Origin of the sequence: Halobellus sp. H-GB7 (assembly GCF_030848585.1) — an archaeon.
GTDB classification, from domain to species: Archaea; Halobacteriota; Halobacteria; order Halobacteriales; family Haloferacaceae; genus Haloquadratum; species Haloquadratum inordinatus.
The window spans coordinates 42,516-63,605 of record NZ_JAVDDW010000009.1 but is presented as its reverse complement, the minus strand read 5'-3'; the positions used below and the strand labels follow the sequence as shown (position 1 = coordinate 63,605).

Here is a 21,090-nt window from a genome sequence, read left to right as displayed (position 1 = left end):
GGCGATCACGCCGCGTCGCCGTCGTCACTCGACTCCGCTCCCTCGTCGGTCAGTTCCTCTGTACGAAGATCAGCGCTCGCCTCTCGAACCTCGCGCATCACGCTCGAAATGCGCTCTTCGGCCTCCAGTTCCTCCTCGACGGAGAGGTCGACGCCCTCGACTTCGAGCAGGAACTTCGCGATTTCGGTCACCTCGTACATCAGCTCGTCGAGTTCCTCGGCGGTGAAGAAGCCCGACATCGCGCCGTAGAGGAACGTCGCCCCCGACTTCCGGATCTTGTCTTCGAACGACGAGCGGGCCTGATTGACCGCCTGCGGCGTGTACGTGTCCGTCATAAATGGAACGAGCTCCGGGAGGTTCTCGCCGATCTTGGTCATCTCGACGCCCGTCTCGGTTCGAAAGTCCGCACACAGTCGGGCGATCGCCCACTCGCGGGCGGTGATGTAGGTCCGATCCCGGAGGAAGTCGTTGACGCGGTCGTACTGCGCGCCGTCGACTTTCTTGAACCGTGCGTACTTGCGGACGTCGGCCGGCGTCTCGGTCTCGTCGCCAACCGCCCCTGCAGACGCGGCATCCGATTCGGAGCCGCCTGCGTCGCTGTCGGCGCTCGTGTCGTCCATATCCGCCGAATCGACGTCGGCGTCCGGTTCGGCATCGGCCCCTGACTGGACGCTGGCGTCGTCGCTCTCGCTCGATTGGTCCGACCGCGAGGCCGACGCGTCGACGTCGGTCCGCGGCGCGTCGGCCCTCGACGCCTCGGCGTCGTCGTCTTCCATACTGCCGCGTGTCGCCCCGACGCAAAAAAGCGTTCTGTCGGCGAAAACCGGATGATATGTCCGGATCGAAACAAAGCAAAAGATCATTTCAGATAATAGGTGAATGAAATTTCACCGCGCCTTTTTCAATCACAATAAAGTCCAATAGAGTGCCGGGGTGGAAACTCGGCGAGGTGCCGTCCGGTGTTGGTGCCTCTGCACCGGGCGGTTTAGTGCACTACTGTTTACTACGATCCGACTCCGATTATCGACGATCGAAACATCTGAGCGCCTGCTCACCGCGTGACGGGAATCGGGTTGGCAGAACTGTTTTCAACGCTGATAGGAAACAATGGATCGTGACACGACAGACGGCCAACCATATCGAGCTCGAGGACGGGGCGCTCAAGGCTATCGCCAACGAGACGCGTCTCCGGGTCGTAGAGTGTCTCGGTGCGGCCGTCGAAGACGGACGGTACGGAACCTGCCGCTTCTCGGCGTTGATGGACGAGGTGGGGCTGACCGACAGCGGACAGATGACGTATCACCTCAACAAACTCCGCGAGCAAGGGTACGTCGAACGAACCGACGACGGGTACCAACTCACGCTCCGGGGGTTGCGAATCTACCAGTTCGTCCGATCGGGCGTGTTCGAACAGGGTCCGACCCTCGGTCCATTCGAGATCGACCTCGTCCATCACAAATGCGGGAATCCGCTGTCGATCTACTACGAGGAGCAGCGGCTGTACGGGATGTGTGAGACCTGCGACGAGCTCATCGGCGTCAATCCGGTCCAGCCGAGCGCGTTCGATCCGACCGATCCGGAATCGCTCGAAGACGCGTATCGACAGCGGTTCTGGATGGACAACTTCGCGATGACGCAGGGGTTCTGTCCCTACTGTGGCGGCGATGTGCGGTCGACCATCGATTACCGACCCACGGCGGCCGTCCCCGAGGACGCACAGGGCGAGGATCCGGCGATCACGTTCACGTGTCAGGTCTGTCGCTGGTTCATCAACACGACGATCGAGTATCCCGGCTATCTCCACCCGGCCGTCGTCTCGTTCTGCTACGACCACGGCCTCGATATCCGAGCGCACAATCCGTTGAACGTGCCGCTAGAGGTTCCAGAGTACGTCGTTCACTCCGAGAATCCCTGGCGCGTCGCCGTCACCTACGCCTACGAGGGGGACGCGATCACGCTCACCTTCGACGAGGAGTTGACCGTCCACGACGTGACCTCCGAGACGGACGCCGAATCACCGTCGGGGGCGTAGGTACACCCGACGATTTTTCTACTCCGGCGACGACATCCGGGCGTATGAGAATTCTCTTGGGCATCGGCGGCGCCGATGACTCTCTGCAGGCGCTGGCGCGGACGGTCGAGCGCGCGGTCGAGGCGGGCGACGAACTGACTGTCGCGATCATCGACGAGGGGGGCACAGAGCGCTCTGTCGAGGAGATCGAATCGGCCGTGACGGAGACACTCGAGGAGAACGGCGTGGACGCCGAGATCCGCTACGTCGCCGGCGATCCGGGGAGCAAACTCGTCGACGTCGCCGAGTCCGAAGGGTACGACCGCATCGTCCTCGGTGGGGGAACGACGAGCCCGATGGGGAAGATCCAACTGGGAAGCACCGCGGAGTTCGTCCTGTTGAACTCCCACGTCAGCGTCACGCTCGTCCGATGAGCCGAAATCGCCGCTATCCAGACGAGATCGCAGGCCCCTTCGAGAGCCCGCCGATCACGTTCGAGGATCGGGACGGGCGCGAGATAGATATTCGCGCGCACGACGGCAGCGACGAGGAGTACGAGGCGCTGGCGTCGATGTACGATGCGTTCGACCCCGCCGACCGCGCCCAGGGGATTCCCCCGAGCGAGGAGCGGCGCATCCGCGAGTGGCTCGACAACATCCTCTGTGCAGAGTGTCTGAACGTCGTCGCGTGGGACGGCCAGACGGCCGCGGGCCACGCGACGCTCGTCCCCGACGGCGACGCCTACGAACTCGCGATCTTCGTCCTCCAGGCGTATCAGGAGGCCGGGATCGGCACGCACCTGATGAAAGGACTGCTCGGGTACGGCGCGGAGTCCGGCGTCGAGAAGGTGTGGCTCACCGTCGAGCGGTGGAACAAGGCCGCTGTCGGCCTCTACAAGAAGATCGGCTTCGAGGTCAGTGACTCCGAGAGCTTCGAGATGGAGATGGGGATTCGCCTCTCCGATGGGAGCGACGAGGGCGGATAACGACCCGATTCAGACCGACAGAACAGGCTGGCTGGCGTACAACAGGACGTACTCGGCGGCCTTCGCGAGTACTTCGCCGGGGGCGCCCGAGAGCGGTTCGCGCGGCACCACGAGGAAGTCGGCGTCGAGTTCTTCGGCGGTGTCGAGAACGACGCTGCCCGGATGGCGGAGTTTCATCTTCGTCGAGAAGCCGTAGGCGACGGACGTCGACAAGGAGACGCCGTGGTCCTCGGCGATCCGTTCGGCCGTCTCGGTTATCGCCTGGCCGTCGGCGGCGACCTCCGTTTCGTCGACGATGCCGTCTTCGATCGCCTGGACGACGTCCTCACCGAGCATATGGACGACGTGGACCGTCGCGTCGTACTCGGCGGCGATGGCGGCGGCGTGCGCTACCGCCTCGGTCGACTCGTCGCTTGCATCCACCGGGACGAGTACGAGGTCGACAGACAGCGGCCGGCGTTCGGTCATACCCGCACCTGCGGCGTCCGACGGCAAAAATCCTCACTTCGACGGTCGGCGGAGTGCGAACCGCCGCGGCGGACGTGAGTCCCCCACCGAACCGCCGAGCCGTCGGGATTTATCCCGAGCGAACGTGAACCGTCGGCTATGTTCGAGACGATCGTCATCGCCACCGACGGCTCCGAGAGCGTCAGACGAGCCGTCGACGTGGCGCTAGACCTCGCCGACCGCTTCGACGCCGAGGTACACTGCCTGTACGTCGTCGACGAGGGCGACGTGGCGTCCTCTCCGGAGCGTCTTCGCGACGAGATGCAGGACGCGCTCGTCGAGCGGGGCGAGGAAGCGATCGACGAGGTCAGAGAGTCGACCGACCGCGACGTCGTCACCGCGATCAAGGAGGGCCACCCACCGTCGGTGATCGACGAGTACGCCCGGAACGTCGACGCCGACGTCGTCGCGCTGGGGACGCGAGGCCGACACGGCGAGAATCGCTTCCTCATCGGCTCGGTCGCAGAGCGCGTCGTTCGGACGTGCCCGATTCCCGTCCTCACCGTCCGCCAACTCGCCGCCGACGAAGGAGAAGACGAGTTGACGGGCACGCCGGAGATGGGCTGACTAGCACGCCGGAGATGGGCTGACTAGCACGCCGAAGATGGGCTGACGGGCACACTGGAGATGGCCTAACGAGCGCGAACCACGGGGGCGGAGAACCGCATCCAGGCCCCTGGCCCCGGAACCACGCCGGTTTTCACCCGGGCACCCCTGGTGTGGGCTATGGACGACGAACTCATCGACAGCGCGAGCCTCTCGCTCCCGCGGAAGTCCCAGCTCCCCGGAACCGGCTTTTTCTATCCCGACTCGCTGGACGAAGACCGGACCGAAGAACGCGTCGCCGAGGCCGTCGACGGATCCGAAGCCGTCGTGATCGCGGACACCGACGCCGACGGACTGGGCTGTGTCGCCCTGCTTCGCGAGATGTACGACGCGACGCTGGAGTGGGCGACGTTCGAATCCGACGTCGCAGCGCGCGTCGAGCGCTGGGAACGCGACGTACCTGTCGACGCGGAAGACGAGGACGGAGAAGAGGACGAACCGCCGCGCTCGACCGTCGCCCTGGTCGGCGCGGGGCCGTACTCGCTGGACGAGGCGCTCGAAAACGTCGCCGAGTACGCGCCCGATGGAATCGATCTCTACGTCTGTGACCTCTGCCCCGACGAGTACGCGTGGATCGAAGACGAACTCGCCGCCGCGAGCGACCTCGCGGCGTCGGTCGCGTGGTACGACCACCACCAGTGGGACGACGAGACGGTGGCTGCGGTCCGCGAGGCGGGCGTCGACCTCGTCGTCGGCGAGTCCGACGAGGAGTGTTCGACCGACGTGACGCTTCGTTCGCTCGACTACGACTTCGACGAGCAGTGGGTCGAACTCGCGGCGGTCACGCGCGATCACGACCTCTGGCAGAAGGAGGATCCCCGCAGCGACGACCTCGCGGACTACGCCTACTGGGTCAGCCCCGAGGAGTACGTCACCGTCGTCGGGACGTTTGGCGTCGACCTCCCCGAGGTCGTCGAGCAGTACATCGAACTGCGCCGCGTCGAGAAGCAGGAACTGATCGAGGCCGCCGTCTCCAGAGCCGAGATGAAACAGATCGGCCCCTGGACGGTCGGCGTCACCTACGGCCGCTGCTCGCAGAACGAGGTCGCCGAGGCGCTCCGCGAGCAGGGCTCCGACGCCGCCGTGATCGTCAAGCCCGCCGGCAGCGCGAGCATCCGCGGTTCGGAGGGCTTCGAGTTGGCGCACGAAGTCGCCGGGAAAGTGAACGGCGGAGGACACCCGCGCGCCGCCGGCTGCAAGCCCGACATCTACGACGATATGCTCGATTACGCGCACCACTGGACGACGCAGGGAGCGACCACGAAGCGCGTCATCCTTCGCGCGTTCGAGCGCGTCGCCGACGAGGTCACAGCGGAGAGTGAGGAAGACACGGCGGACGAAGGGAGCGACGCCGACGAGGACGAAACCGACGAAAGCGAGTAACCGAGGCGCGGTTTGCGGAGTCGCGATTACGGGGCCGCAATTCACGGAGTTGCGAGTACGGAACTGCGGAAAAAGCGGAGTTTCGGAACCGGCGGTCCGAGCGCGCGCTATTCGACGTCTTCGACCGGCTCGGCGCCGCCGGGCTGGACGCCCGTCTCGGTCTCCTCGCCGACGACCCACTTATCCGAGTAGCTCTCGCCGCACGCGCAGTGCGCGTAGGCGTGGATGACGTCGCCGTGGGCGTAGAGGCCGCCCACTTCCTCGTTTTGCGCCTCCGAGAAGGCGAAGATGAACTCGACCGCGTGGTCCTCGTCGTCGCCGTCGTCCGCCGGACACTCGCCGCCGTCGAGCGTCCGAGAGATGTGCCCGCGCTGATCCATCGCGCCGCGAGCGAACTCCATCGCGTCCATTCCGGTGCCGGCGGCGAACGCGCGCCGGCCGTCGTCGCCGGGGACGACGAGCACGTAGCCCGAATCGACCGTCTCGCCCATCTTCGGAAGCTTTCCTTGGCTGTCGAGGTACTCGTCGGTGAGAAACAGCGCGACGTCCTCGTGGCGCTCACCGGCGAGGAAGTCTTCGAGTTGGCTCATAGCGTCGAAAGGCCGTCGAGCGATAAAAGCCGCGTGAAATCCGGTGCCGCGATCGCGGCGTCGCCCCCAGGGTCCTCTCAGTGTCTCGTCGCCCGCGCTTCGCGGACGTCGGCCCCGTCGCGGACTTTGTCTTCGCAGTTCGGACAGACGCGTGGGTGCTCCATTCCGTTCGGCGCGAATACCCGGACGTACTCCGCAGTGACGAACGAGCCGCAGTTCTCGCAATTCGGCATCGATCGGAGGTTTGTATTGAATCAAAATAATATTTAGGGACTAACATATTATACCTGGAAATTTTCGGCCAGCCACTTCGACACGGCGGATCACCCAGCGCAGATCGGAGCCGTCGGCGTATCGGAGGGAGGGGAGAGTTCTGTCCGACAGTATCAGCAGAGGGCGGCGATAGCATCGAGCGATTCGACTTCGTAGGTGGGGTCGGCGACGAGTTCGTACTCCGTGCGGTGCGGGCGGCGGACGAACGCTGAATCGACGCCCGCGCGGTTCGCGGCCACGATGTCGACGTTGCTGTCGCCGACGTATAGGACGCTCTCGCCGCCGATCTCCTCGATCGCCGATTCGAGATAGTGCGCCGAGGGCTTCCGGCGGCGGAACCCTTCGACAGACGGCTCGCGTCCCGTCGCGAGCGTGAACAGTTCGTGGAGTTCCCAGTGGTCGACGATGGTCTCGATCGTTTCGTGTTGGTTGTTGCTGACGACGCCGAGCGTCCGGTCGACGTCGTAGAGGGCGTCGACGTCCGCGTACAGCGTCTTCTCGCCGCGCTCGATAGCCGCTCGCTGGGCTGCCGCGGCGTTGGCTTCGTGCCGCGGCCAGAACGTCTCGTGATCGAGGTCGAAGAGTGAACACACCGCGCGGATGCGCGAGAGGCCGCCGTGGATGATAGCGTCGACGGCCTCCGTCGTGGGTTCGACGTCGAACTCGGCGAACGCCGCTCGGACTGCTGCCCGGTGCACGGCTGTCGGGGTCGGACGGGTCAGCACGCCGTCGTTGTCGAAGAGGATCGCGTCGTACGCCATACGTACCGTCCGAACCGGAGTCTTCAAACGCTTGCTATGAGTGCTCATTTCGACTCCCGAGCGCTATCGAGACGGCAAGAGTGGCAGCGCTATCTCGGGCCGTCGCGGCTACCGTCGATGCTGTCGGCGGTGCGGCCGGCGACGCTGTCGTCGAGGCTACCGTCGATGCTGTCGGCGATGCGACCGGCGACGCGGGCGCGAGCGAGACCGTCACGTCGGCGCGCCGCGAACACGTCGGCTGCACTCGCCGCGGCCTGCGGGTCGCGTTCGAAGTCGAGCGCGGGGTAGTCGACGCCCGCGAGCAGCAGCGGCTCGGGGGGTGCCGACGGAACTCCCTCGGGACCGTCGAGTGCGTCGGGGCCGAGGAGTCGTCGCACGTCGTCGAGACTCCGAGTCCCTGCGGCGACGCTCCGGACGACCGACGCCAGCCGGCGGACGAGTTCGCGCGGGAAGCCGCCGGCGCCGACGCGAAGCACCAGGAACTCGCCGTCGCGTTCGACGTGGATAGAGACGTCGCGGACGGTCCCCCGATCGTCGAGCGTGAGATTGTGGAAGTCGTGCTCGCCGTCGAGTTCCGCCGCAGCAGCCGTCGCGCGTTCGTCGTCGAGGTCGGGGGCGTAGAGGTCGTAGACGTACTCGCGGCGGGCGGCGTCGTGCGTCGCGTGAAAGTCCGCGGTTGCGTCCGCGGCCGCCCACGCTCGGACGCCGGCCGGTAGCGCGCTATTCAGCGCTCGCGGCGTACACCACGCGGGACACTCGAACGCGACGGTCTGCGCCAGCGCCGAGACACCGGCGTCCGTGCGGCCGGCCGCCGCGTAGTTCGTCGGTTTGTCCTGTGCGGTCCGATCGAACACGTTCAGGGAATCGAGCGCGTCGAAGATGGCGTCCTCGACCGTCGGAACCGAGGGCTGTCGCTGGAAACCGTGGAACGGACGACCGTCGTAGGCGACTCGGAAAGCACGCACGCGCTCTGCGCGCTCACTCATCCGCAGTGTCGAACTCGTTCGGCGCGTCGGCATCGTCCGCGGGAGTTTCGACGTCGTGACCGGCGGCATCGCGGTGGGCGGCGTCGGGGGCGTGATAGCTGCTGTCGTCGCCGCGAAGCACTAAGACGGGGATCGCCGCGAGTCTGAGCACGCGCTCGGTCGTACTCCCGAGGAGGTAGCGTTGGAGGCCGTGACGGCCGTGGCTGCCCATCACGACGAGGTCCGCGTCGACGGCGTCGATCTGATCGAGGATCGCCTGGTACGGTGAATCGCGGCGAACGACAGTCGCGACGTCGACGTCGGCCTCGCGAGCACGATCGGCGACGGCTTCGACGTGGCGTTCGGCCTCCGCTTCGTATCCGTCGAGCAACGCCTCGGTGTCGAGTCCGGCAGCCGAGAGGCGCGGGACGTCGACGACCGAGAGGACAGAGAGCGTCGCCTCGGTGTCCCGTGCCATCTCAATCGCACGGTCGGCCGCCGCGTCGCTCGGGGCACTCCCGTCGACGGGGACGAGGATCGTGTCGTACATACCACATAGACGCGCCAGGAGAGATAAAATTCCACCGCGTGAGCGGATCGCGTAGTCGAGAGGAAACGCGAAGTAGGTATCAGACGAGGTCGTCGTAGGTCGGCGACGCGCGGTCGCCGGGGAAAGAGTCGACTGGAGCGGTCGTCTGCTCGCCGGAGCCCATATCTTTCACCGTCACCTCGCCGTTCGCGAGGTCCTGTTCGCCGACGATAACGACCGTCTCGGCGTTGATTCCGTCGGCGTAGCCCATCTGCGCGCCGAAACTCCGATCGGAGACGTCGACTTCGACGACGTTGCCCGCCGCGCGGAGGTCGCGGGCGATCCGCGAAGCCACCTCGCGGGTGTCGCCGACGGTCAGGACGTAGTAGTCGGTCGCGAGCGCCTCGTCGGGCCAGACGCCGGCGCGCTGACAGAGCAGCGAGAGCGGGGCGAGTCCGGGGGCGACGCCGACCGCCGGGGTGGGCTGGCCGCCGAAGCTCTCGATGAGGTCGTCGTAGCGACCGCCGCCGAAGACGGATCGGGAAATCTCGCCCGTCGAGTCGAAGCATTCGAAGACGACGCCCGTGTAGTAATCGAGACCGCGGGCCGTCGTCAGCGACACCTCGCAGAACTCCCGCGCGCCGAAGTCCTCGGCGGCCGCGAGGACGTTCCGGAGGTTCTCGACGGCGGCTTCGACGTCGTCGCCGCCGAACGCCGCGATCTCGTCGAGGTCGCCCGTCGCGACCAGGTCGTCGAACTCCTCGGCCTGTTCGTAGGAGAGGCCGGCGTCCGAGAGCAGCCCGAGGTATTCGGTCTCCTCGACTTTCGCGCGCTTGTCGACCGCGCGGATCGCAGCGCGGGTGTCGACGTCGGCGTCGAACGTCTCGAGGAGGCCGCCGAGGATGTCGCGGTGGGAGACGCGGAACTCGAAGTCCTCGCCGGTCAGGCCGAGATCGGTGAGGGCGTCGGCGGCGAACGCTAAGACCTCCGCGTCAGCTTCGGGGGCCGAAGAGCCGAAGATATCGACGTTCGTCTGGTAGAACTCTCTGAACCGCCCCTGCTGGACCTGCTCGAAGCGCCAGAACGGCCGCGTCGAGTACCACTTGATCGGCTTCGAGAGTTCCTGTTGCTTGGCGACGACCATCCGCGCGACCGTCGGCGTCAGCTCCGGCGTCAGCGACACCCCGCGGCCGCCTTTGTCCTCGAAGGCGTACAGTTCCTCGACGATCTCCTCGCCGCTCTTGTCGACGTACATCTGCGTGCGTTCGAGCGCAGGCGTCGAGATCTCGCGGAAGCCGTACCGGGCGGCGGCGTCCTCGAGCGTGTCGACGACCTGCCGCCGGGCGGCCATCTCCTCGGGGTAGAAGTCCCGAAAGCCCTTGAGTCGGTCGTACATACCGCGGGTTTCGGCGGTGTCGCGCTTGAAACTGTTGAAGGCGCGCAGGGAGGCGCCGCCGCCCCACGCCGTCACGTCAGGCCGCGATGAGGCCGACGCCGACCACGGCGAGCGCGGCCGCGGCGAGTCGAGTCCGGAAGGCGTCCTCCCGGAGGAGAACGCCGCCGAGAAGCACCGCGACGACCGCCTGCGTGTTGATGATCGGCGACGCGATCGACGCCGGTACGGTCGAAAGCGCCAGCGACGTGATGTGCTCGCCGAGCGCGACGCCGCCACCCGCGAGCAGGAACTTCGGCAGCGCATCGCGGATCGGGACCCACTCGCGGACCGCAAGCGGGAGCACAGCCACGAGGACGCCGCCGAGCACCGTCGGGACCCACAGTTCCAGCGGCAGGGCGAGTTCCTGAAGCGCCACCCGCTTGCCGACGTCGCTGAGAGCGAAACAGGCCGCACTCAGGAGACCGAACTGGGCCGCCCGCGAGGAGGCCGCTTTCCGAATCGGGTCCAAGAGCGAGCCGGTGCGGTAGTTCGCCACGTACACCGCGAGCGTCGCGACGACGACGCCCGTGACCTGTAGCGGCGTGAGTCGCTGCTGGAGGAAGACCACCTCGATCGGCAGGACGAACACGGGGACGATCTTGCTAATCGGTGCGACGTAGGAGACCTCACCCGCATCGAGCGCCCGCAGGAAGATCAGAAAGGCCGCCGCGGTCGCGAGAATCGTCCCGAGGACGATCGCGCCCTCGTGAAAATTGAACGACGCGATCGAGGGCACAGTAGCGGGGTCGGTGCGGCGAACCGTGAGCGGGAGATACCACGCGACGGCCGCGGCGTTGATACCGACCGTCAGGACCGTGCCGGGGTACTCCCCGAAGTACTGCTTGAGGGCGAAGATGTACGTCCCCCAGACGAGGGCCGCAGCCAGGGAGTAGCCGATGCCGGGAGAGAGCGAGAACACGTCTCGACGTGGCCGTCATCGGGAGAAATGTGTTCGGATTCCGGCCGGGAGCGTCCCGGGCTACCCGTCCTCACGGAGTCCGCGGACGTACGACTGAGTGTGGTCGGGGAAGACCGAGTCGACGGCCGAGTGGCCGTGCTCGGCGGCGATCAGCGCCCGAAGTTCGGCTTCGTAATCGCCCTTCGGGATCGTTTCTGACGGCCCCGTCTCGACGGCCAGCGTCTCCTCGACCACGCGGTCGATAGCGCGCCGTCCCAGTCCGGAGAGCGGCGAGAGGTAGTCGACCCCGTGTCGGTCTTCGAGGCTCTGCGCCTGCGCGCGCGAGATCGTCGGAACGCGGTCGTCGCGACGCGTCCCGTCGGCGACGGCGTCGACGTCGAGTTCGGCGACCCGTTCGAGAGCGTGCTCGTGCACCCGCTGGATACCGTTCCGCGGGTAGCCGTCCTCGAGCATCTGCGCCGTCGCTTCCTCGGCGACCGACCGATCCAGGTCGACGACCTCGAAGGGATAGCCGAGCCGGTCGGCGGCGGCTTCGGCGTGTTCCCAGTCGTCGGTAGCGCCGAAACAGCCGGTGACGAGCGTCACGTCGTAAAAGGAATCGAGAAACAGCGCGGCGAGCGTGGAGTCTTTCCCGCCGCTGTAGAGGAGCGCGAGGTCCACGAGTCCGCTACCGCCGGCGGATGTCGAAGCTCTTCGATTCGGGCTGGAGTTCCCGGAGCAGGTCTCGCATCTGATCCTCGTCGATGCGGTCCTGAATGCGGCCGCTCTGTGCGAGCGCGACGATCTGTTTCTTCACCGACTCGGCGAAGTCGGGTTTCGACATCTCGACGGCGTTCAGACGCTGTCGCGCCCCGTCGGTGAGATACTGCTTCAGCATCGCCTCCTGCTGGGCCTCGGCCCGTTCGCGCGCGGCGTCCTGTGCGGCCTCGTTGGCCTGCCCGCCCTGCTGGCCCTCAGCCTGGTCGCGGAGCTCCTGCATCTTCTTTTCGCGCAGTTCCTCCAGTCGGTCGTCGTCGGGGTTTCCACTCATCGCCTTACGATTCCGTCGCGGCGCTAAAAACGGTTACGTCGTTCGGCCTCGACAGTCGTGGGCGAAATTACGCGTAGCGTTCGAGTTCCGGGCGGTCGAGCTCTTCGAGCACGTCGGAGGCGGCGTTGTCGAGGAAGCTCTGACCCTCGCTGGTGATGCGGCGGCCCTGGCCCTTCGCGGTCTCGACGAGGTCCTCGTCTTCGAGCTGCTGGAGGATTTTCCGGATGATCTTCTTGCTGCCGTTGCCAGAGCTGTTGCCGGAGACGCGGTAGCGGTTCGAGCCGCGCTTGCGGCCGCCGTACTCCGTCGCGAGGCGGTCGACGCCGATCGGACCCTCTTTGGCGACCTTGCGGAGGAGCGACGCGGCGCGGACGTGCCAGAAGTCGTCCTGCTGCGGCGGGAGCTCGCGGGTCTGGCCGGTCTTGGCGTACTCGATCCAGTCAGGCTCCTCGATTCGATCCGAGAGGCGGTCGGCGACGTCCTCGATGAGGGCGTCGGCCGGAACGTCGTAGACACTTACCATAGGGATCAATTCCCGACGGCGTCGTTTAAAGCCATCGTATCGGGTCTACAGCCCGTGAGACGGAACCTCACTGCTGTGAGCCCGCAGACTGTCGGACACGTGTCCGTGGAGTCGTCGTCGCTCCGAGTCGCGGAATCTCTCGAAGCAGTCGCGTCTGTCAGTCTCGTACTGTCGGACAGAAGTCCGTGAATCGTGTTGGCCCCTGCGGGGTGCCGATACGCTTCACATCGTTCTGTCCGACAGTATCATAGGGATTATCGTAACTGTTCGGAGATTCTCGCCGTATCGTCCGGCGAGACATCTATGGAGACGTACGATAATCCCTATCAGCTATCGGCTCCGATGCCGATTCCGCTCCCGATCCAGGCCACGACGACGCCGCCGAGTACGGTCGGGATCCAGTAGACGGCCCCGCGGAAGATGACGACGGCCGCGACCGCGATCGGTTCGGTCACCTGCGGAAGCGGCGCGGCGAGCAGCAGCACTACGAGCACGGTCTCGATGCCGCCAGCACCGCCGGGTAGCGGCGTCACGCCCGCGATTGCCGCGATCGGGACGACGATGAGCGCGATCGAGAGGCGGACGTCGACGCCGATCGCGCCGAACGCCAGCCAGAGGGCGACCATCTGACAGAGCCAGCCAGTCGCCGACGCACCGAGCGCCAGCGCGAGTCCGCGAGGGTTGGAGGCGACGCGCTCGATCGCTCGGAAGAAGCCGTTGATGCGGCGTTCGATGCCCTCGGGCGTCGGCACGGGAACGCGCGGAATCCAGTCTGCGATCGACCGGATGACTGGTGTCAGCGCGTCGACGACGCGGGATTCGAGGCGGTAGCGACGCTTCCAGCCGACGTAGACGAGCGTGGGCACCGCCAGCGCGAGCACGACGACCGCCCCGAACGCCAAGAGGAGGTTCTCGTTGGAACCGAGTGCGACCTCCGTGGCGAAGTAGCCCGCCCCGACGAGCGCGATGGTGATCGACGGGACGAAGTTGAGCGTGTCGACGCTGGCGATGGCGGCGAGGCTCCGTTCGTACTCCGCGTCGGCCGCCTGCGAGATGAGATACGCCGTCACGGGTTCGCCGCCGGCCTGGCCGAACGGCGTGACGTTGTTAGAGAAGGTCGCGCCTGCGAAGACGAGAAACGACGTGAAATACGACAGATCGACGCCGAGGACGTCGAGGACGGTGTTCAGCGCGAGGCTCCAGGCACCGAGCCACGCGAAGATGGCGAGAACGACCAGCGCGACGTAGCCGAGATCGGCCATCCCCAGCGTATTGAGCAGGTCGTCGACGCCGGCGAAGTAAAACAGGAGTGCGAAAACGCCCACGGTTGCGAGGAAGCCGAGAATCGTGGCTCGAACGTTCTCGCGGGCCATACGTTGCTCGTCGGTGCTTCCGGGCATCAAGCCATCGAAACACCCGACGGTGTGGGAATCGTTCACGGACGTGGGTGCCGGGGACACTCGCCACCGACAGCGTGACGTCGGGTTTTTGCCCACCCGGGGCGGACGCCCCCTATGGACGAACGTTCGGCGCTCCGGCGGCTCGCGGCTTCGCTCCCGGCCGCTGGCGACGACGCCGCCGTCGTCGACGGACTCGTCGTGACGACGGATATGCTCCACGAGTCGACGGACTTCCCGGCCGGGACGACCCGCTACACGGCGGGCTGGCGCGCGGTCGGCGCGTCGCTCTCGGACGTGGCCGCGATGGGCGCGTCCGCGACCGCCGCGGTCGCCGCCTACGCCGCGCCGACGCTCGACGAAGCGGAACTCGACGCGTTTCTCGACGGTGCAGTGGACGTCTGTGAGGCCGTCGACGCCGAATACGTCGGCGGCGACCTCGACACCACGAGCGAGTTTACGGTCGCGACGACGGCGCTCGGCGAGACGGACGCTCCGGTACTGCGCTCCGGTGCGGCTCCCGGCGAGGTCGTCTGTGTGACTGGCGCGCTCGGACGGACCGCCGCTGCCCTCCGGGCGTTCGCCGCCGGCGACACTGAACGCGGGAACGAGCTGTTTCAGTTCACACCCCGCGTCGCGGCCGGCGTCGCGCTCGCTCCCCACGTGACGGCGATGATGGACTCCTCGGACGGCCTCGCCCGCTCGCTACACCAACTCGCGGAGGCCTCGGGGGTCGGATTCGAGGTCTCCTCGGAGGAGGTGCCCGTCCACGACGCGGTCGAGGAGTACGCCGTGGACGCGGCTGATAGATGGGATATGACGACGACCGTGGGCGAGGATTTCGAACTCGTCTGTACGTTGCCGTCCGAAGCCGTCGACGCTGCGAAGGCAGGATCGCCCGTACCCCTCACCGTCGTCGGCGACGTCACCGAGGACGGGGTCCTCGTCGACGGCGAACTGCTGGCCGATGAGGGCTACACCCACGGGTGAACGCGTCGGGTTCTCGGCGGAGCCCCGATTCTCGCTCGATCAGACCACGATAAGATCAGACTGCCATCACTTCGATCGGCACGAGGAGGAAACAGAGCGCGCCGAGCGCGAAGGTGGCGATTCCGACGAGCACCCGCGGCGTATCGAGCGGTGAGTCGTCGATCGGATCCGCCGGTCCTTTGAACGCGATCACGGCCGAGAGCAGTCCCCAGAACGCCCACAGTCCGACCGATTCGTTCAGCGCGTAGCCGAGTCCGTAGTGGAGGTACGCGGCGAGCCCGAACAGGACGGCGGGAACGAGCGCTGCGACGCGCTCTTGGGACTCACCGAGCATCGCGCGCAGGACGTGCCCCCCGTCGAGTTGCCCGACCGGAAGTAGATTCAGGACGGTGAAGAACATCCCGACCCAGCCGCCGATGATGACGGGGTTGACCGCGACTGTCGGGTCGGCGTACTCGGTCGGTTCGCCGAGGAGCCCCGCGAGGAGGTTCAAAAGCGGCGGATTGTTGAACACGATGACCTGCCCGCTCCCCTGGAGCGCCCACGGCGGCACCTCGACCGGCGGGAGTGTGAGGCCGACCGCAGTGACGACGATCGTCGCCGCCAGGCCGGCTAGCGGCCCCGCGACGCCGATGTCGAACAGCGTCTTCCGGTCCGGCATCTGCCCGCGCATTCGGATGACTGCGCCGAGCGTCCCGAACGGGAAAATGAAGGGAATCACGTAGGGGAGCGACACGTCGACGCCGTGGTACCGTCCCAGGGCGTAGTGACCGAGTTCGTGGGTCGCGAGCACTCCGAGGACGGCCGCCGTGAAGGGCCAGGCTCGGAGCACGAGGAGCGGATTCGCGAGCACGTCCGAGAGCGGGATGTAGTACCACGTCAGCGCGCCCACCAGAAGCGTCGAAACGATCGTCGCGAGGAAGAGCCCGAGATTCTTCCACGGCACGCCGTCGACGCCGTTCGTCACGGGGCGTGCGACGACGACGTCTTGGCGGTTGTCCCGCGTCGTCGACACCTGTACCTCGTAGCCCGCCTCGCGGAACGGCTCCCACACCTCACGGACCAGCATCTGCTCTGGGACCAGCGACTGGCCGTAAAAGAGCACGCGGTCCCCGTCGCGTCGGGTCTCGTGGAGATGAAACACCGACTGGAGGTCGTCGACCGGCGGCTCCGCCGCCGAATCGGGGGAATCCATCACGACGTGATATGGCGTACAGTCGGATAAACTCCCCGACGGAAGAGAGTCGTGCGCAGAGCGTCGAGACTGCTCGGTGGTCGACGAATGGGGGAAAATGGGGGACGTTTGTCGGGCGGTCTACAGCGTGGCACCACGGAACCTGCGGTCGGACGGGCTCGTGGGAGCGCGATCCGAGGTTACGCCGCGTCCTGTGCGGGTTCGATACGCCACGTGGTCGCGCTCGTGTACGACCACTTTTCGACGGTGAGCTCCGAGGCGGAGTCTTTGAGTTTCACCATCAGCGCGCCGATCTCCTTGGGAGAGAGACCGACTTCGTCGGCGATGAACTTCGATTTGAAGTACATCTCCCCGTCCTGCGCCTTGTCCAGCAGGAAGGACTTCAGGCGCTCTTCTTTGGACAGGTCTTCGCCGGTGGCGTCAGTGGAGGGTGTCGCGGTTGCGCTCATTGAGTGTCACCTCACTCACCCCTTGTCGTCAGGGGAGTATATAAAGGGAGGAACGTTGGTGGAAATTCGGCTCGATTCACCGGTAAATCGTCGTCAGACGGTTGTTTTAAGACGTATTCAGTATCTTTTAGACCTTTTAAAAATTTCTCTGTGTGTTTATTTCAAGATTGTTTATTTGGAAGAAGTTGTAGTCAGAGACCGTCGTTTGACCCCGGTATGGGAGGTGTACGCCGGCAAAAAGGTCCGGTTAGTACGAAAGAGCCGCGCCCGCGACGCGTCGGATGAGTCAGTAATGCGAACGTATCAGGGCCGATCGTGGACCCAGAAGTCCTCCTCGACGGTCGTTTCGCGCTTGAAGATCGGAACTTCGTCTTTGAGACGGTTGATCCCGTCGGAAACTGTCTCGAAGGCCTCCTCGCGGTGTCCGGCGAGGACGACGACGAAGACGATGTCTTCGCCTGTTTCGAGCGCCCCCGTCCGGTGGAAGAGGACGACCTCCTCGACGCCCTCGCGCTCCATCAGTTCCGACTCGATCGTTCGCATCCGCTCTTCGGCGACGCCCTCGTACTTCTCGAAAGTGAGTCGGAGCGTCTCCGGGTCGTCCTCGCCGTCCTTGGCGCGGACCCGACCCGTGAACGTCGCGATGGCCCCCGCACGGCCGGCCCGCGGCGACGCCTTCACCTGTTCGACCAGCGTGTCCAGCGTCACGTGGGGTTCGGCGTCCGCGAGCGCATCGAGGACAGCCTCGACGTCGACGTCGTCGACGGTTTCGGCTTCGATGGCGACGTTTTCTGCTTCCTCGCCACCGAGCGCAACGGTCGGGAACGTCGTGTCGGGAGCACCCGTGAGGAGAGCGTGGTCGTACTGTGGCGCGAGATCGTCGAGCACGTCTTCGAGGCTCCGCCCCTCGCCCGCAGCGGCCCAGACGCCGTCGCCACTGATTTCGTACGCCGCATCCGTCCCGTCCGGGCGCCCTTGAAAGCTCGAGCGGACCGACATATCCGCCTGTGACTGCCCGAATTCGCCCGGCTGCTGCTCGACGAGGGCGACGCGGCCGTCCAGATGCGGTGCAACGCGTTCACAGAGAGCGAGCGCGCCGGGTCCAACGACTCCGAGTACCTGCATACTCCGAATTCGGGGCGGGAAGCGGCTTTATCCTGTCGGCTACGGTGCTGCACGCAGCGGGGCGACCCACAGCAGATGTTACTCGCTCGTGGCGCTGCGGCCCCGCGTACGCGGTTGACAACCCTTAAGCCCGGTTCGCGGCAACGTCGGTGCAATGAGAGTCGTCGTCTCCATCGGTGGGAGCGTGCTCGCTCCGGACCTCGACGCCAGGCGCGTCGAGGGCCACGCAGCGGTCGTCGAGACACTCGCGGAGGAAGGCTGTGAGATCGGCGCCGTCGTCGGCGGCGGCGGCGTCGCGCGCGATTACATCGGCGCGGCCCGCGAGCTGGGAGCCAACGAGGTCCAGTTGGACCAGATCGGCATCGACGTGACCCGAATCAACGCTCGATTGCTCATCGCCGCACTCGGTCCCAGCGTCGACCCGAAAGTCGCCCACGACTACGAGGACGCCGGCGACGCGATCCGGCGCGGCGACGTCTCGGTGATGGGCGGCGTGATGCCCGGGCAGACGACCGACGCTGTCGCGGCGGCCCTCGCCGAGTACGTCGGAGCCGACCTGCTCGTCTACGCGACCAGCGTCGACGGCGTCTACAGCGCCGACCCGAGCACCGACGACGACGCCGAGAAGTACGAACAGTTGACTGGTGGGGAACTGGTCGACGTGATCGCCCCGATGAGTCGCGACGCCGGCGCGTCGGCCCCGGTCGATCTGCTGGCCGCGAAGCTCATCGAGCGCGCGGAGATGCGGACGATCGTGCTCGACGGAACCGACCCCAGTCGGATCGAGGACGCCGTCCTCCGCGGCGAGCACACCGGTACCGACATCGTCCCGACAGGCGTCGACGGCGAACCGAGCTACTGGACGCAGCGATAACCGATGAGCGAAGACAGAGAGACGCAAGACGCAGACGACGCGAGTGCGGAGCCGAAGCGCGCGTTCTGGGCCGACGAGGTCGCAGACGAGATCGAGGCACGCGATCCCGAGGACCCGATCGTGATCAAAGGCGGCGTCTCCCCCTCCGGCGTCGCCCACCTCGGGAACTTCAACGAGATTATGCGTGGCTACTTCGTCGCTGCGGTGCTCCGCGAGCGCGGTCACGAGGTCCGGCAGGTCTTCACCAGCGACGACCGCGACCCGCTCCGGAAACTCCCCCGAAAGCTCGCCGATACGGACGGGAACATCGTCGGTCTCGGCGACGTCGACGCCGGGGCACTCGGCCGGAACCTCGGGCGGCCGTACACGGACATCCCGGACCCGTTCGGGGAGTCTGAATCCTACGCCGCTCACTTCGCGGCGCTCCTGAAAGCCGACGCCGACCGCCTCGGTGTGCCGGTCGAGATGCTCTCGAACACCGAACTCTACGAAGACGGCACCTTCGACGAGGTCGTCGAGCACGTCCTCGAACACGCCGACACGGCGCGGGAGGTGCTCTCGGAGTACCAGGCGAAGGTCGACGCCGACTACGTTCCGTTCAACCCCATCTGCGAGGGGTGCGGGAAAATCACCGAGAGGGTCACGTCGATCAACCTCGAGGCCGGCACTGTCGACTACGTCTGTACCGATATGACCGTCGGCGACGAGACCATCGAAGGCTGCGGCCACGAGGGCACGGCAACGTTCCGGGAAGGGAAACTCCCCTGGCGCTTCGAGTGGCCCGGACAGTGGCAGGTGCTCGGCGTCGACTTCGAGCCGTTCGGCAAGGACCACGCCGAGGGATCGTGGCCGTCCGGTGAGGACATCGCCCGCAACGTCCTCGGCATCGAGCCACCCGTGCCGATGGTCTACGAGTGGTTCACGCTCAACGGCGAGGCGCTGTCGTCCTCGCAGGGCAACATCGTGACCGTCCCGGAGATGCTCGACCTCCTCGAACCCGAGGTACTCCGGTACTTCTTCGCGCTCAATCCCCGGAAGGCCCGGGACCTCGACATCTCCCGACTGGACCAACTCGTCGACGACTTCGACCGCTTCGAGCGGGCGTACTTCGGCGACGTCGACGACGAGACGCTGACCGCGTTCGCCGAGCGCGCGTACCCCTTCGTCGTCGACGAGGTGCGCGAGGACCGCGTGCGGCTTCCCTACACGTTCGCGGCCGTCCTCGGGATGACCGACGACCGCGACCTCCGGATCGAGATGGCCCGCAACGAGGGGTACTTCGACGACGACACGCCCGAGTGGGCGATCGAGGAGGCACTCGAACGCGTCGACAGAGCCCGGGCGTGGGCCGAACGCCTGGACAACGAGTACAACTACCGGATCCAGGAAGACCTCCCGGAGGTCGACGTCGACGACGCGGTCGCGACCGCACTCGACGAGCTCGCGGAGTTCGTCGCGGCGGGGCACGACGGCGAGGAGATCCAAGGGGAGATGTACGAGACGGCGCGCCGGCACGACATCGAGGTCGGCGACTTCTTCGAGGCGGGCTATCTGCTGTTCTTCGATCAGCCGCAGGGGCCGCGCCTCGGAGAGTTCCTCGGCGAACTCGACACCGAGTTCGTCGTCGCGCGGTTGCGGCGCGAGTCGTAGCGGTACAGCGCGGTGCAGTGCGGCGCGGCGCGGAGACGAGCGACCGAACCGCGAGGCGAGCGCAGCGAGCCGAGCGGGTTTTTTGGTCCACCTTTTTTCACCGGGGCCTCGCGCCGCCGAAGGCATCGCGAGGCCCCGGTGAAAAAAGGTGGGTGTTAATTCTCCTCGATCGCGTCGACCACGACCATCCCGACCACGAGCAGCCGGGGGTCGACCTCGTCGCCGTGGAGTTCGATCGAGTACTTATCGCGGAGCGAGAAGTGCTCGTGGGCCTCGCCGACGACGCGCCCGTCCGGCGTGACGACCTCGTAGGAGAACGGAATCAGCGTCGTGAGGAGGCGGCGGGCGATCGCCAGCGGGACGTTGTCCTCGCGGATACTCGCGACGACGGTCCCGTCGGGGGCGAGCAGCGAGTACTCGTGTTTGAAAAACGAGATCGCCTCGCGTTTGACCGCGCCGACGCGCTCGCCCGACTGGGAGTCGACGATGTCGTAGGCGGCCGCGATGTCGAGGATGCTGCTGGCTTTGACTCGAAAGCGCTCGGCACCCGTCTCGGGATCGGTGAAGCGAAAGTCCTCCTTGAGCCGGAACTTCTTCTGGGCTGATTCGAGGATCGGCGTGTCGTCCTCGTAGACGCGATACTTGTTTCCGATGGCGATCTTCTGGCGGACCTCATAAGAGCGGCTGTCGAACATTTACCGTGGATTGCGCGGCATCGGCAAAAGGGGTTCGCACGGGGAGAATCACAGACCAGAGGCTGCGTTTGCGACCGACTCTCGGTCGCAAAGCGTAGACCGCGAGTCTCGCGGTAGTTTTTGAACCAGCGTTTTGCAAGGAGGGTGCGCCTTCGGGACACTCGACGCAGTAAAAAGGTAGAGAGGGAACATCTTTCT

General features: G+C 66.1%; 25 protein-coding genes. 8 read left to right on the top strand and 17 right to left on the bottom strand.

Features of this window, described 5'->3' with window-relative positions:
• Window positions 1–5 precede the first annotated feature (5 nt).
• Window positions 6–776 (bottom strand): DUF5806 family protein, encoded by a 771-nt coding sequence (locus tag RBH22_RS14035; protein ID WP_306677886.1) that lies wholly within the window; start codon window positions 774–776, stop codon window positions 6–8.
• Window positions 777–1,114: 338 nt separating this feature from the next.
• On the opposite strand from RBH22_RS14035, the gene RBH22_RS14030 reads away from it, so the two are divergent.
• From RBH22_RS14030 to RBH22_RS14020, 3 genes are read left to right on the top strand one after another with little or no spacing between them, the layout of a single operon-like run.
• On the top strand, window positions 1,115–2,032 hold the full coding sequence (locus tag RBH22_RS14030; RefSeq protein WP_306677885.1) for a winged helix-turn-helix domain-containing protein: 918 nt from the start codon (window positions 1,115–1,117) through the stop codon (window positions 2,030–2,032).
• A gap of 44 nt (window positions 2,033–2,076) precedes the next feature.
• Window positions 2,077–2,445 (top strand): universal stress protein, encoded by a 369-nt coding sequence (locus tag RBH22_RS14025; RefSeq protein WP_256290249.1) that lies wholly within the window; start codon window positions 2,077–2,079, stop codon window positions 2,443–2,445.
• Window positions 2,442–2,996, top strand: coding sequence for a GNAT family N-acetyltransferase (locus RBH22_RS14020; protein WP_256290250.1), 555 nt, complete (start codon window positions 2,442–2,444; stop codon window positions 2,994–2,996). The genes RBH22_RS14025 and RBH22_RS14020 overlap by 4 nt, the downstream gene beginning before the upstream one ends.
• Before the next feature lie 9 nt (window positions 2,997–3,005).
• Here RBH22_RS14020 and RBH22_RS14015 read toward each other — a convergent pair whose 3' ends face one another.
• Window positions 3,006–3,464: a universal stress protein gene (locus RBH22_RS14015; RefSeq protein WP_256290251.1), complete on the bottom strand. Its 459-nt coding sequence runs from the start codon at window positions 3,462–3,464 to the stop codon at window positions 3,006–3,008.
• Between the two features lie 138 nt (window positions 3,465–3,602).
• Here RBH22_RS14015 and RBH22_RS14010 point away from each other — a divergent pair, with 138 nt between their 5' ends.
• Complete coding sequence (locus RBH22_RS14010) at window positions 3,603–4,070, top strand: universal stress protein (protein ID WP_306677884.1); 468 nt, start codon at window positions 3,603–3,605, stop codon at window positions 4,068–4,070.
• 159 nt (window positions 4,071–4,229) lie between these two features.
• Window positions 4,230–5,492: a phosphohydrolase gene (locus tag RBH22_RS14005; protein ID WP_306677883.1), complete on the top strand. Its 1,263-nt coding sequence runs from the start codon at window positions 4,230–4,232 to the stop codon at window positions 5,490–5,492.
• 107 nt (window positions 5,493–5,599) lie between these two features.
• On the opposite strand, the gene RBH22_RS14000 is transcribed toward RBH22_RS14005, so the two are convergent.
• From RBH22_RS14000 to RBH22_RS13950, 11 genes are all read right to left on the bottom strand, one after another.
• Window positions 5,600–6,082 carry a DUF5807 family protein gene (locus RBH22_RS14000; RefSeq protein ID WP_256546261.1) on the bottom strand — a complete coding sequence of 161 codons (483 nt, stop codon included), beginning with the start codon at window positions 6,080–6,082 and terminating at the stop codon, window positions 5,600–5,602.
• A gap of 77 nt (window positions 6,083–6,159) precedes the next feature.
• Entirely contained in the window at window positions 6,160–6,315 is a 156-nt protein-coding gene (locus tag RBH22_RS13995; RefSeq protein ID WP_199723024.1) for a hypothetical protein, read from the bottom strand.
• 153 nt (window positions 6,316–6,468) lie between these two features.
• Window positions 6,469–7,116 (bottom strand): HAD-IA family hydrolase, encoded by a 648-nt coding sequence (locus RBH22_RS13990; protein WP_256546260.1) that lies wholly within the window; start codon window positions 7,114–7,116, stop codon window positions 6,469–6,471.
• Between the two features lie 89 nt (window positions 7,117–7,205).
• The gene (gene truA / locus RBH22_RS13985; RefSeq protein WP_306677928.1) at window positions 7,206–8,081 is read right to left on the bottom strand and encodes a tRNA pseudouridine(38-40) synthase TruA; all 876 of its coding nucleotides are present in this window, start codon (window positions 8,079–8,081) and stop codon (window positions 7,206–7,208) included.
• A gap of 13 nt (window positions 8,082–8,094) precedes the next feature.
• Window positions 8,095–8,631 carry a universal stress protein gene (locus RBH22_RS13980; protein WP_306677882.1) on the bottom strand — a complete coding sequence of 179 codons (537 nt, stop codon included), beginning with the start codon at window positions 8,629–8,631 and terminating at the stop codon, window positions 8,095–8,097.
• 79 nt (window positions 8,632–8,710) lie between these two features.
• Complete coding sequence (hisS, locus tag RBH22_RS13975) at window positions 8,711–10,006, bottom strand: histidine--tRNA ligase (protein ID WP_256546258.1); 1,296 nt, start codon at window positions 10,004–10,006, stop codon at window positions 8,711–8,713.
• Window positions 10,007–10,082: 76 nt separating this feature from the next.
• Window positions 10,083–10,964 (bottom strand): DMT family transporter, encoded by an 882-nt coding sequence (locus RBH22_RS13970; protein WP_306677881.1) that lies wholly within the window; start codon window positions 10,962–10,964, stop codon window positions 10,083–10,085.
• A 60-nt stretch (window positions 10,965–11,024) separates the two neighbouring features.
• Entirely contained in the window at window positions 11,025–11,624 is a 600-nt protein-coding gene (locus RBH22_RS13965; protein ID WP_256290258.1) for an alpha hydrolase, read from the bottom strand.
• Window positions 11,625–11,631: 7 nt separating this feature from the next.
• On the bottom strand, window positions 11,632–11,994 hold the full coding sequence (locus tag RBH22_RS13960) for a DNA-binding protein (protein WP_121569132.1): 363 nt from the start codon (window positions 11,992–11,994) through the stop codon (window positions 11,632–11,634).
• Between the two features lie 67 nt (window positions 11,995–12,061).
• Window positions 12,062–12,517, bottom strand: a complete 456-nt coding sequence (locus RBH22_RS13955; protein WP_256290259.1) for a 30S ribosomal protein S19e — start codon at window positions 12,515–12,517, stop codon at window positions 12,062–12,064.
• 326 nt (window positions 12,518–12,843) lie between these two features.
• On the bottom strand, window positions 12,844–13,890 hold the full coding sequence (locus RBH22_RS13950; RefSeq protein WP_256290324.1) for a lysylphosphatidylglycerol synthase transmembrane domain-containing protein: 1,047 nt from the start codon (window positions 13,888–13,890) through the stop codon (window positions 12,844–12,846).
• 141 nt (window positions 13,891–14,031) lie between these two features.
• Between RBH22_RS13950 and thiL the strand changes: the two genes are divergently transcribed.
• Complete coding sequence (gene thiL, locus RBH22_RS13945; protein WP_306677880.1) at window positions 14,032–14,904, top strand: thiamine-phosphate kinase; 873 nt, start codon at window positions 14,032–14,034, stop codon at window positions 14,902–14,904.
• Between the two features lie 55 nt (window positions 14,905–14,959).
• Here thiL and RBH22_RS13940 read toward each other — a convergent pair whose 3' ends face one another.
• From RBH22_RS13940 to RBH22_RS13930, 3 genes are all read right to left on the bottom strand, one after another.
• Window positions 14,960–16,099 carry a site-2 protease family protein gene (locus RBH22_RS13940; protein WP_256546253.1) on the bottom strand — a complete coding sequence of 380 codons (1,140 nt, stop codon included), beginning with the start codon at window positions 16,097–16,099 and terminating at the stop codon, window positions 14,960–14,962.
• 179 nt (window positions 16,100–16,278) lie between these two features.
• Window positions 16,279–16,548 (bottom strand): hypothetical protein, encoded by a 270-nt coding sequence (locus tag RBH22_RS13935; RefSeq protein ID WP_121569137.1) that lies wholly within the window; start codon window positions 16,546–16,548, stop codon window positions 16,279–16,281.
• 303 nt (window positions 16,549–16,851) lie between these two features.
• The gene (locus RBH22_RS13930; protein ID WP_256546252.1) at window positions 16,852–17,673 is read right to left on the bottom strand and encodes a molybdopterin synthase; all 822 of its coding nucleotides are present in this window, start codon (window positions 17,671–17,673) and stop codon (window positions 16,852–16,854) included.
• A 154-nt stretch (window positions 17,674–17,827) separates the two neighbouring features.
• Here RBH22_RS13930 and pyrH point away from each other — a divergent pair, with 154 nt between their 5' ends.
• The gene (gene pyrH / locus RBH22_RS13925; protein WP_256290263.1) at window positions 17,828–18,547 is read left to right on the top strand and encodes a UMP kinase; all 720 of its coding nucleotides are present in this window, start codon (window positions 17,828–17,830) and stop codon (window positions 18,545–18,547) included.
• 3 nt (window positions 18,548–18,550) lie between these two features.
• On the top strand, window positions 18,551–20,197 hold the full coding sequence (lysS, locus tag RBH22_RS13920; RefSeq protein WP_306677879.1) for a lysine--tRNA ligase: 1,647 nt from the start codon (window positions 18,551–18,553) through the stop codon (window positions 20,195–20,197).
• Between the two features lie 155 nt (window positions 20,198–20,352).
• Here the strand turns inward: lysS and RBH22_RS13915 are convergent, their stop codons facing one another.
• On the bottom strand, window positions 20,353–20,892 hold the full coding sequence (locus RBH22_RS13915) for a hypothetical protein (protein WP_256546250.1): 540 nt from the start codon (window positions 20,890–20,892) through the stop codon (window positions 20,353–20,355).
• Window positions 20,893–21,090: the final 198 nt, after the last annotated feature.

Coding starts and splice junctions, on each gene's coding strand:
- RBH22_RS13950 (WP_256290324.1), bottom strand. CDS start 13,890: ATGGCCCGCGAGAACGTTCGAGCCACGATTCTCGGCTTCCTCGCAACC.
- thiL (WP_306677880.1), top strand. CDS start 14,032: ATGGACGAACGTTCGGCGCTCCGGCGGCTCGCGGCTTCGCTCCCGGCC.
- hisS (WP_256546258.1), bottom strand. CDS start 10,006: ATGTACGACCGACTCAAGGGCTTTCGGGACTTCTACCCCGAGGAGATG.
- RBH22_RS14035 (WP_306677886.1), bottom strand. CDS start 776: ATGGAAGACGACGACGCCGAGGCGTCGAGGGCCGACGCGCCGCGGACC.
- RBH22_RS13990 (WP_256546260.1), bottom strand. CDS start 7,116: ATGGCGTACGACGCGATCCTCTTCGACAACGACGGCGTGCTGACCCGT.
- RBH22_RS13955 (WP_256290259.1), bottom strand. CDS start 12,517: ATGGTAAGTGTCTACGACGTTCCGGCCGACGCCCTCATCGAGGACGTC.
- RBH22_RS13940 (WP_256546253.1), bottom strand. CDS start 16,099: ATGGATTCCCCCGATTCGGCGGCGGAGCCGCCGGTCGACGACCTCCAG.
- RBH22_RS13960 (WP_121569132.1), bottom strand. CDS start 11,994: ATGAGTGGAAACCCCGACGACGACCGACTGGAGGAACTGCGCGAAAAG.
- RBH22_RS13930 (WP_256546252.1), bottom strand. CDS start 17,673: ATGCAGGTACTCGGAGTCGTTGGACCCGGCGCGCTCGCTCTCTGTGAA.
- RBH22_RS14010 (WP_306677884.1), top strand. CDS start 3,603: ATGTTCGAGACGATCGTCATCGCCACCGACGGCTCCGAGAGCGTCAGA.
- RBH22_RS13995 (WP_199723024.1), bottom strand. CDS start 6,315: ATGCCGAATTGCGAGAACTGCGGCTCGTTCGTCACTGCGGAGTACGTC.
- RBH22_RS14025 (WP_256290249.1), top strand. CDS start 2,077: ATGAGAATTCTCTTGGGCATCGGCGGCGCCGATGACTCTCTGCAGGCG.
- RBH22_RS13915 (WP_256546250.1), bottom strand. CDS start 20,892: ATGTTCGACAGCCGCTCTTATGAGGTCCGCCAGAAGATCGCCATCGGA.
- RBH22_RS14005 (WP_306677883.1), top strand. CDS start 4,230: ATGGACGACGAACTCATCGACAGCGCGAGCCTCTCGCTCCCGCGGAAG.
- RBH22_RS13935 (WP_121569137.1), bottom strand. CDS start 16,548: ATGAGCGCAACCGCGACACCCTCCACTGACGCCACCGGCGAAGACCTG.
- RBH22_RS14020 (WP_256290250.1), top strand. CDS start 2,442: ATGAGCCGAAATCGCCGCTATCCAGACGAGATCGCAGGCCCCTTCGAG.
- RBH22_RS14000 (WP_256546261.1), bottom strand. CDS start 6,082: ATGAGCCAACTCGAAGACTTCCTCGCCGGTGAGCGCCACGAGGACGTC.
- pyrH (WP_256290263.1), top strand. CDS start 17,828: ATGAGAGTCGTCGTCTCCATCGGTGGGAGCGTGCTCGCTCCGGACCTC.
- RBH22_RS13980 (WP_306677882.1), bottom strand. CDS start 8,631: ATGTACGACACGATCCTCGTCCCCGTCGACGGGAGTGCCCCGAGCGAC.
- lysS (WP_306677879.1), top strand. CDS start 18,551: ATGAGCGAAGACAGAGAGACGCAAGACGCAGACGACGCGAGTGCGGAG.
- RBH22_RS14015 (WP_256290251.1), bottom strand. CDS start 3,464: ATGACCGAACGCCGGCCGCTGTCTGTCGACCTCGTACTCGTCCCGGTG.